At 41.6% G+C, this 7,771-nt stretch carries 5 protein-coding genes and 1 pseudogene; 4 read left to right on the plus strand and 2 right to left on the minus strand.

Annotation, left to right across the window (positions count from 1 at the left end; all coding sequences use genetic code 11):
- Window positions 1-18: 18 nt before the first annotated feature.
- Window positions 19-1,266, minus strand: coding sequence for a sodium:proton antiporter NhaD (nhaD, locus tag D9603_RS15625; RefSeq protein WP_125254397.1), 1,248 nt, complete (start codon window positions 1,264-1,266; stop codon window positions 19-21).
- Between the two features lie 156 nt (window positions 1,267-1,422).
- On the opposite strand from nhaD, the gene D9603_RS15630 reads away from it, so the two are divergent.
- From D9603_RS15630 to D9603_RS15645, 4 genes are all read left to right on the plus strand, one after another.
- Complete coding sequence (locus D9603_RS15630; RefSeq protein ID WP_128732010.1) at window positions 1,423-2,667, plus strand: hypothetical protein; 1,245 nt, start codon at window positions 1,423-1,425, stop codon at window positions 2,665-2,667.
- A 4-nt stretch (window positions 2,668-2,671) separates the two neighbouring features.
- Window positions 2,672-3,220 (plus strand): hypothetical protein, encoded by a 549-nt coding sequence (locus tag D9603_RS15635; RefSeq protein WP_125254401.1) that lies wholly within the window; start codon window positions 2,672-2,674, stop codon window positions 3,218-3,220.
- Window positions 3,217-5,994 carry an ATPase gene (locus tag D9603_RS15640; RefSeq protein ID WP_128732011.1) on the plus strand — a complete coding sequence of 926 codons (2,778 nt, stop codon included), beginning with the start codon at window positions 3,217-3,219 and terminating at the stop codon, window positions 5,992-5,994. Before D9603_RS15635 ends, D9603_RS15640 begins: the two co-directional genes overlap by 4 nt.
- 108 nt (window positions 5,995-6,102) lie before the next feature.
- Entirely contained in the window at window positions 6,103-6,654 is a 552-nt protein-coding gene (locus D9603_RS15645; RefSeq protein WP_128732012.1) for a DUF4136 domain-containing protein, read from the plus strand.
- Window positions 6,655-7,543: 889 nt separating this feature from the next.
- Here D9603_RS15645 and D9603_RS15650 read toward each other — a convergent pair.
- Window positions 7,544-7,771: pseudogene (locus tag D9603_RS15650) on the minus strand (transposase); the annotation flags it as partial.

Consider the following 7,771-nt stretch of genomic DNA (forward strand, 5'->3'; position numbering starts at 1 on the left):
GCTTAAACCGATCTCGGGTTAAATAAGTTGGCCTGCGAAATATGCCCCACTATAGCCGACAGTGTAAGCAATAAGTAGATAGAAGCTCATTTTGAGATAACTTGAAAAAGTCAACGCTTTGACCTTACTCATCGCAATGATCCCTGCCGCAGAGCCGATGATAAGCATGGAACCACCTACCCCTGTTGCATAGGTAAAAGTCAACCACTGTGAAGGGGTCATGGTAATATCTGCTTTTAATAATGCAGCGGTTAATGGCACGTTATCGACCGCAGCACTCATCAAACCCACCAAATAGTTTGCATACTCTGGCGCAAGGTATAGATATAAATCAGTAAACTTAGACAGTACACCAACCTCTTTTAACGCACCAACTAAGAGCAATACACCAACAAAGAACAACAAGGTGTCGTATTCAATTTCACGAATATAGTCGATGATTTTTTTATTCACGTCCTTTTTGCGCATTAAAAATTGTGCCATTAAAAACATCAAGGACAGGCCAAATAGGAAAGTCAACATTGGCGGTACATGGTATTGAACGCTCAAGAACAATGTTGCGAAAATCGTCGATAAGAAAATAAGTGCAATGGTAATGTCGGTCTTTTCAATTCTGCGTAATTCAGCCTTTTCAAAGGTAATTTTTTCATTCATACCAATAGAAAGCATGGCAGCCAGCACGAATACACTCAACATAGACGGCATGATCAGCAATAAAAGATCAGGGATTGTGACTTTGTCGGCCAAAAATATCATCAAAGTAGTAACATCCCCAGTGATCAAAGACACGCCGCCGGAGTTAACACTAAATATAATTAAGGTCGCATATTTTATTAGCTTTTTCGGGTCTAGTTTTAAAGACATGACTACAGCTAATGAAATAAGCGTCGCGGTAATATTGTCCGATATTGAAGAAAACACAAATGCAAAGGCACCAACTAAAAACATTAGCTTGCGTTCGCTAATATGGGTTGGCATGATCCGGTGAACAATATTTTGGATGAATCCTTTAGAGTTTAGGTAGGCAACAAATGTCATCGCCGCCATCAAAAACAGCCATAATGTGGCAATTTCTAGGATGTTATGATCTAGCTCAATTTGTACAATTTCTGGGCTTTGACCATGAATTGGAGAGATAAAGGCGATAATCCAGCATAAAGTACCAAAAAAAAGCGTGGTTTTGGCCTTGTTTACATGAATAATATCTTCTATAACGATCAGTATAAAAGCGATGGCTATCAGGGTTAGAATAATGGGCGTAACCATAATGCGTAAACAACCTGTAATTAAATGTAACAAAGGGTGGGTTCGTTTTCGCGGCGGATTCTAGCACCATCATAGTTCCCATGCTACGTACGATAAACATTTTGTGACAAATTGATGAAGTAGTAATGTAACTTCTCTATTACCTACTGGAAAGTTATGATCCCAGCAAAAAAATTATTAAATACAATAAATGAGCACTGGAGCGTATTGGAGTTACTTTTTAAACGATTTAAGCTCGCTGATTTCAGTCTTAAAGATGTACAAAACATCCTAAAACAGAAAAACCCTAGCTGGTCTAGTGAGCGAATTTATAAAGAAACCAATCGATTACTCCAACAAGAAATAATTATTCCACTAGCAAAGTCTTCCCAGCTGGAGATCAATCGGGCGATTGCTGATTTTGCAAGCTTTTTACTGCAAGAAGAGAGCCTAGGCTTAGCGGAAGAAATTACCGTTTTGATAAAAGACCTAGAACGTCTGGGCAACCGCATAGCGCAAGCTGGTGAAGAAGCCGATTACTCTGAACTACGCCGTTTTAGTCGAATTATGGACGAACGCGTTCGTAAAATTGTTAAGCTGTTCGAACATAACGAAAGCGCTATCATGAACTTGGTTGAACAAGCTAAGTCTGACACCTCCACGCTGTCTCTTGGCATGAGGTATAAAGCGGTATTGGAAGCGTTTGACGAATATATCGAGCCGATGTTGGAAATGGTCGATATTCATGGCCCGTTCCAACGCTGCTTTGATCAGATAGAGCTTCAGGTCAGTGAACAAATTGACGAGATTGAACAATTGGGCCGTGGCGCTGCAGATAAACGTATGCTGGAGCAACTCAGAACACGAATTTTAGATATGCACCTCATTGGTAGAGAGAGCTTAAGCCGCAGCGCCGACCTACTAATGCCACTGAGAGAGGAGCTGCGCCGTAATACACTCATTACAAGACAAGCCTCTAAAGTCCTTGGACAAATTAGAAAACGCGGCGTTGACCGGTTACTTTCACCAGTTCAACCAGAATTTGTTTCAGATATTCAACGTTTTAATCTTGGGCAAAAGCGTCACATGGTGGCTTATATGGCAAGTCTTGTTGAATTTGAGCATGAAGAGTATCAGCTGCCCGATCACGACGATGTACCTGCATATCAAAGCCCAACCATCCCAGATTACCATGCAGTAAAAACAAGATTTCAACAAACAAGTAAAAAGCGCCAAGCACTTCTGGGTTTTTTAAGCGATAGCTATCCTGATCTTGAAGCAGACGAAATGCTATTCCTTTATCAAAAGCTGATCAACGAATCAGATTTGACCTTAAGTCAGGAGCAGCAAAAAAGTAAGATCACTATCGCATCACATACTTTTTCTTTATATCCATTTAGTGCCAAAGCAAAACAAGATTAGCATGATGACAACAATTAATTTAGATATGCTCAATGAGCTCCAAGCCATCAACAAGAAACTGGTGAGCGGGTATCACATTAGCGAACAAGACACGACTCTTTGGCAAGAGCTAGACCAGCAAATAGAAAGCTATCAAGCGTTATTTGCTGCACTAGGCCATGACTTACAACATGATGCTAGAGGCTTTTATTACCTAGCAAGTGATGAAAGCACGCCAAATATGGGGAAAATCTCCCGGGCGATAGCCCTAACCATTTATATCTTGATCGAGCACTACGCCAACCAAGGTAAAGATCCGCTTCGCGTACTATTTGATGAAAGCTGTGATTTGGAGCTAATGCAGACCATAGTACAACTCAATAAGCACCTGTTTGATCAGCTTGAGATTTTTTCGGGTTCAGATCTTAGAAAGGACGTATTTTTGCGTATGGTAAGACTGGGTCTTGCCCGTGAGGTTGAGCAAGGCTTTATGCTACTTGCACCGATTTATCGCTACATTGACGCGCTAATGGAAGTAAACGAAGAACAATATGATATTGAGGACGAGCTATGAGCGAGCAGTTGTACGGCTTAAGTAAACTAGCATTATTAAATACCGCCGGATATGCGAAGTGTGTCATTCCTCTGGATAAAAGTGCATCTATCTGTGCGCCTAATAACACTGGTAAAAGCTCAGTGATCAATGCCTTGCAGTTCCCACTTATCAACGATTTAAGGCTGACAGAGTGGGACGGTCACGATTTAGAGGAAACGCGTAAGTTCTATTTTTCATCAGATCAATCCTATATTCTGCTAGAAGCTAACCTCCCTCACGGCGATGTCGTTATTGGCGTTGCAGGCCTTGGCAAAATTGCCGGTTACGCACACCAGTTTTTTTGCTATCAAGGCAAGCTGAATCTTGATGATTACACCCAAGGTAAAAGTATCATCAAGTACACTAAGCTATTTAATCATTTGCAGGAAAAGCAGCTAAAACCTGTAGAGCTAAAAGCACAAGAACTCAATGCCCTACTCACAGGCGGAGCCACGCCATTTGATGGTGATATCAACCTGAAGATGATCCCACTGAATAATGTCCAAGATGCGCCTGTATATAAAGAAATATTCCGCCGTATTTTGAATCTGCATAAACTCGGCGCGCAAGACGTAAAACGCTTTATGCTCAAGGTGTTCGAACGCCATATGTCGAACTCGAAAGTCGACTTTTATGAAGTCTGGCGTCGCGCTTTTGATAAAGTCAACCGCGCTCGCCGTGAGCTAAATGCGCTGGAGTCAATGCAAGAGCCAATTTCAGCCCTTGAGAAAATGCTTGAAAATGAGGCTGTGTTAAAAGGTAAATTGGCGGCATACGCACCAAAACTAGATTTAGCTTTGGTCGAATATGATAACTATCACAACGAGCAAATTGCAGAATTAGCAACACAGCTGGAAGATATCGAAGCAGAGAAGCGTGAATTTGAGTCTAAGCAGCAGCTGTACGTCCAACAGTCTCGCGATATCGAGCGTAAGCAAACCCAAATAGAGCAATGGTTTACCGATTTCCACGCGTTAAAACGTGAATTTGAACTGACCAATCATGCAACGCTTAAAACCAATTTAACGCTGTTGAAAAAGGAATATGAGCAACTTTCCTTCTCTATCAATAGTGCACAGGGGCAAAGCCTGCATACTCTTGATTTCCGTATCAACGAAACGCAAAAGCAAATTAAGAGTTTAAAACTGCAACTCAAGAATCTTGAGTTCAACTTGTTTACTCGTATGCGTGAAGATCTGTCTTTAAAAGAAGTAGAAGAGATATCACGAATTTTAAATCCAGATTTGTTATCGTTTTCAACCACTTCTCAGGGTGAAATTAGCATCACCGACGAAGATACCTTTGGCGCGTTTTTAGAGTCACTGTCTAAATCAGTTCAAGGTGGAGAGCTTAAAGTACCTGGCGCTACTATTAAGTTGAAAAAACTCAGTCCAGTGCAAATGCAAAGCGGTGAGAATAAAGCCCAGCTGCAAGCACAGCTAGAGTCACTGCAACAATCGCTTAATGACTTAAAGCAACAGCGTGAAGTTGCGGCAAACGTCGCTGAAAAACAAAAAGAGCGAGATGCGCTTTATGATGAGCTCATGGCTACCGAAGCGGCCATGAAACGCTTTGAGCAATATCAAACCATGTTGCAATCGGTCGATGCTCAACAAGCCCTCAAAGAGCAGCTAGAGATGGAACGAGAGCAAGTTGATGAATATTTACATGATATTCAACGTAATGCTGGTTCAATTTCAGACCGCCGCTCCATCATTAAAAGCAAGCAAGACTTGTTAGTGCGCCAAGCCGACCGCCTAAAGCAAGTGAAGTCAGAGCGTATCGACCACACACTAGATCTATATTCGGGTAAGCTGGCACCGTACGAAATCGAAATTACGCTGGATTTTGATAACCTGTCAGAGGTGATCCATCAGTTTAATAAAGAATGTAATGAACTTAGAAACTTAGACGTTAACGTGCGTAATACCTACTTGCATATCTACAATGCGGGGATCACTAAGTTTGAAAACGAATCTGACGCTAACACTAAGTACCAAAAACTGATCAGCGCGTATCACAACCTCGATAACGAGCGAGATGCTGTCGATAAACAAGCACGTGTCGCGCTCACTGAGGTGGCTGCAACCATCAAAGGACTGCGTCAAGACTTAGAGCGCTTACGTCGTGAAATGAACAGTTTTAATAAAGGTATAAGCCAGCATCGGATCTCTAACTTGCAGGCGTTTAAGATCAATGTGATCCCTCGTAAAATGTTAGTCGATAGCATAGATACTATTATTAGCACGTCAGATTTATACGAAAAAGGCGAAAGCTTAGACCTACTGAGCGAGCAGCCGAGCTCAGAAAAATCGGTTAACGAGGCGAAAGATCACATCATTAAACTTGCAAGTGATAAAGCGGGATTGACACTCACCGATCTCTTTGATATTCGCTTTGAAGTCGTCAACCGTGCGGGTGAAACCGAGCACTTTGATAAAATTGACTCGGCAGGTTCAAACGGTACTCGGATCACAATCAAACTTTTATGTGGCATGCTATTTATTCGCTACCTATTATCTGATCAAGAGCAAGCGATGTATCGTATCCCTATTTACATAGATGAAGCCGCAGATATAGACCCACAAAACCAAAAAGCCATCATCGAAACTGCGCTAAGCTTTGGGTTTGTACCTATTTTTGCTTCGGTTAAACCACAGATCAGCTGTGACTACTTGGTACCTATCCGAAGTGTTGCACATGGAAGCCAAAACTGGGTAGACGAAAAAGATTGGATAGAGGTGGAACATTAATTCCAAGTTAAGGTCTTAGAGGCAATGATCAAGGGATGCTTTGTCTCTATCAATTAACAGCTTAACACGTTAAGGTAGAGTAAACATCCCACTAAGGAGTAAAGACACATGTTTAAGAATATTGTTATCGCCGCTTTGGTGTTAATGTTAGCGGCCTGCGCCAAAACCCCTGATTGGGATTATGACAAGTCTGTACAATTCGCTAACTACAAAACCTATGCCTGGTCGCCCGAAGCCGATTTGAAAAATGAAGGCCGTGAGTATCAAGTGAATGACTTAATGGAAAAGCGGATCCGCAGTGCCATTCAACAAGAAATGAGTAAACAGGGTTTCACCCTCACCGATCCGCAGTCGGCTGACTTATTGGTTAATTACCATGCTTCAGTGGATACCAAGATTGAATCGGACTCTTTACACACCACCTATGGTGCGCGTTGGAATTACTGGGGATTTGGCTGGCAAACACAAACTACAACCCGTGAGTATGAAGTGGGCACATTAGTTGTAGACATGATAGATAAAGCGTCCAACCAACTGATATGGCGCGGTGCGAAAGAAGGCCGTTTACGTAGCCACCAGTCACCAGAAAAAAGAACAGAGTCGATAAACAAAACCATCTCGGAGTTACTGGCAAACTTCCCACCACAGCCACAACACTAAAAGAATTAGGGTCAAGCCTTGGCTTATCCTAATTACTCATCTTCATTCTGAAGGATAATAAGTCTTAACTTTATCTACTAGGGCTTAATCAGATATAAGTGCCAAACTCGGCCATTCAACAGCAATGTCATATCTTAAATCCAATTGCGGCAACAGGTGCTCACCTAACTTGTATTTAGACAGAAACGTTTTAGGACGTCGGCTGTACTAGACGAACTTCGTATAAAAACTTCTATGGGCAAACAAGCAAGTTAAGGTGTGAACAGCGCTTGGCTATACTTGAGCGAAACGAAGCTGCCGAACATTGCGAGTCACTATAAAACGCTTGTTATGAGTAAGTTTCTAACTCTACCAGTGCTAATAGTTTACGCCCTAGATTAGTTACATTACCTGAGACTACGACGTTACCAATAGCTGAGTTATTAGCAATCGACTGACTTATATTAGTTACAACATGCCTTCCAGATGCTGCCCACACTATTAATATCCTAATATCCTAATATCCTAATATCCTAATATCCTAATATCCTAATATCTTGACACCCATCACTATTAATATCCAAACTGAGGACGTAAAGTATTAATATCCTGAGAGTATTAATATCCTGACACCCATCACTATTAATACTATCCTAATATCCTGACACCCACACTAATATCCTGAGATATCCTAATAATATCCTGACACCCATCACACTATTAATATCCAAGCTGAGGACGTAAAGTAAAAATGTATGAAAGCACTTCCATCACTTTGGTCAAAAGCGTGTATCGATAGGTTATTTTTTAGTACTTGAGCGTATCTCTACACTAAAACCGGGTTATCGCGCACAACAAAGCGCTGTAAATTCAGCTGTAAGAAATTCGAGAATTGAGAATGTGAGTTTTACTAAGCCAACAAGCGCTCACAGTTTGTTAGGTTTGTTCGTCGTCGTTTTTGCAGTGTTTCACAGTAAGTGGTTATTGTTCGCTCTCGGCCCACTGCACCGTGGAATACACGTGAAAACTGTGTTGTGAGTTTTATCCAGTTCTCAGGTTCTATATTGAGTCGAGTGAGTATGGGCTGAGATTCAAAGATATAGCCTCGCTTGTCGTCTCGAATACAACGGCCTGTGAG

It is taken from the genome of Pseudoalteromonas sp. PS5 (assembly GCF_004103255.1).
Classification (GTDB): Bacteria; Pseudomonadota; Gammaproteobacteria; order Enterobacterales; family Alteromonadaceae; genus Pseudoalteromonas; species Pseudoalteromonas peptidolytica.

Coding starts and splice junctions, on each gene's coding strand:
- nhaD (WP_125254397.1), bottom strand. CDS start 1,266: ATGGTTACGCCCATTATTCTAACCCTGATAGCCATCGCTTTTATACTG.
- D9603_RS15630 (WP_128732010.1), top strand. CDS start 1,423: ATGATCCCAGCAAAAAAATTATTAAATACAATAAATGAGCACTGGAGC.
- D9603_RS15635 (WP_125254401.1), top strand. CDS start 2,672: ATGACAACAATTAATTTAGATATGCTCAATGAGCTCCAAGCCATCAAC.
- D9603_RS15640 (WP_128732011.1), top strand. CDS start 3,217: ATGAGCGAGCAGTTGTACGGCTTAAGTAAACTAGCATTATTAAATACC.
- D9603_RS15645 (WP_128732012.1), top strand. CDS start 6,103: ATGTTTAAGAATATTGTTATCGCCGCTTTGGTGTTAATGTTAGCGGCC.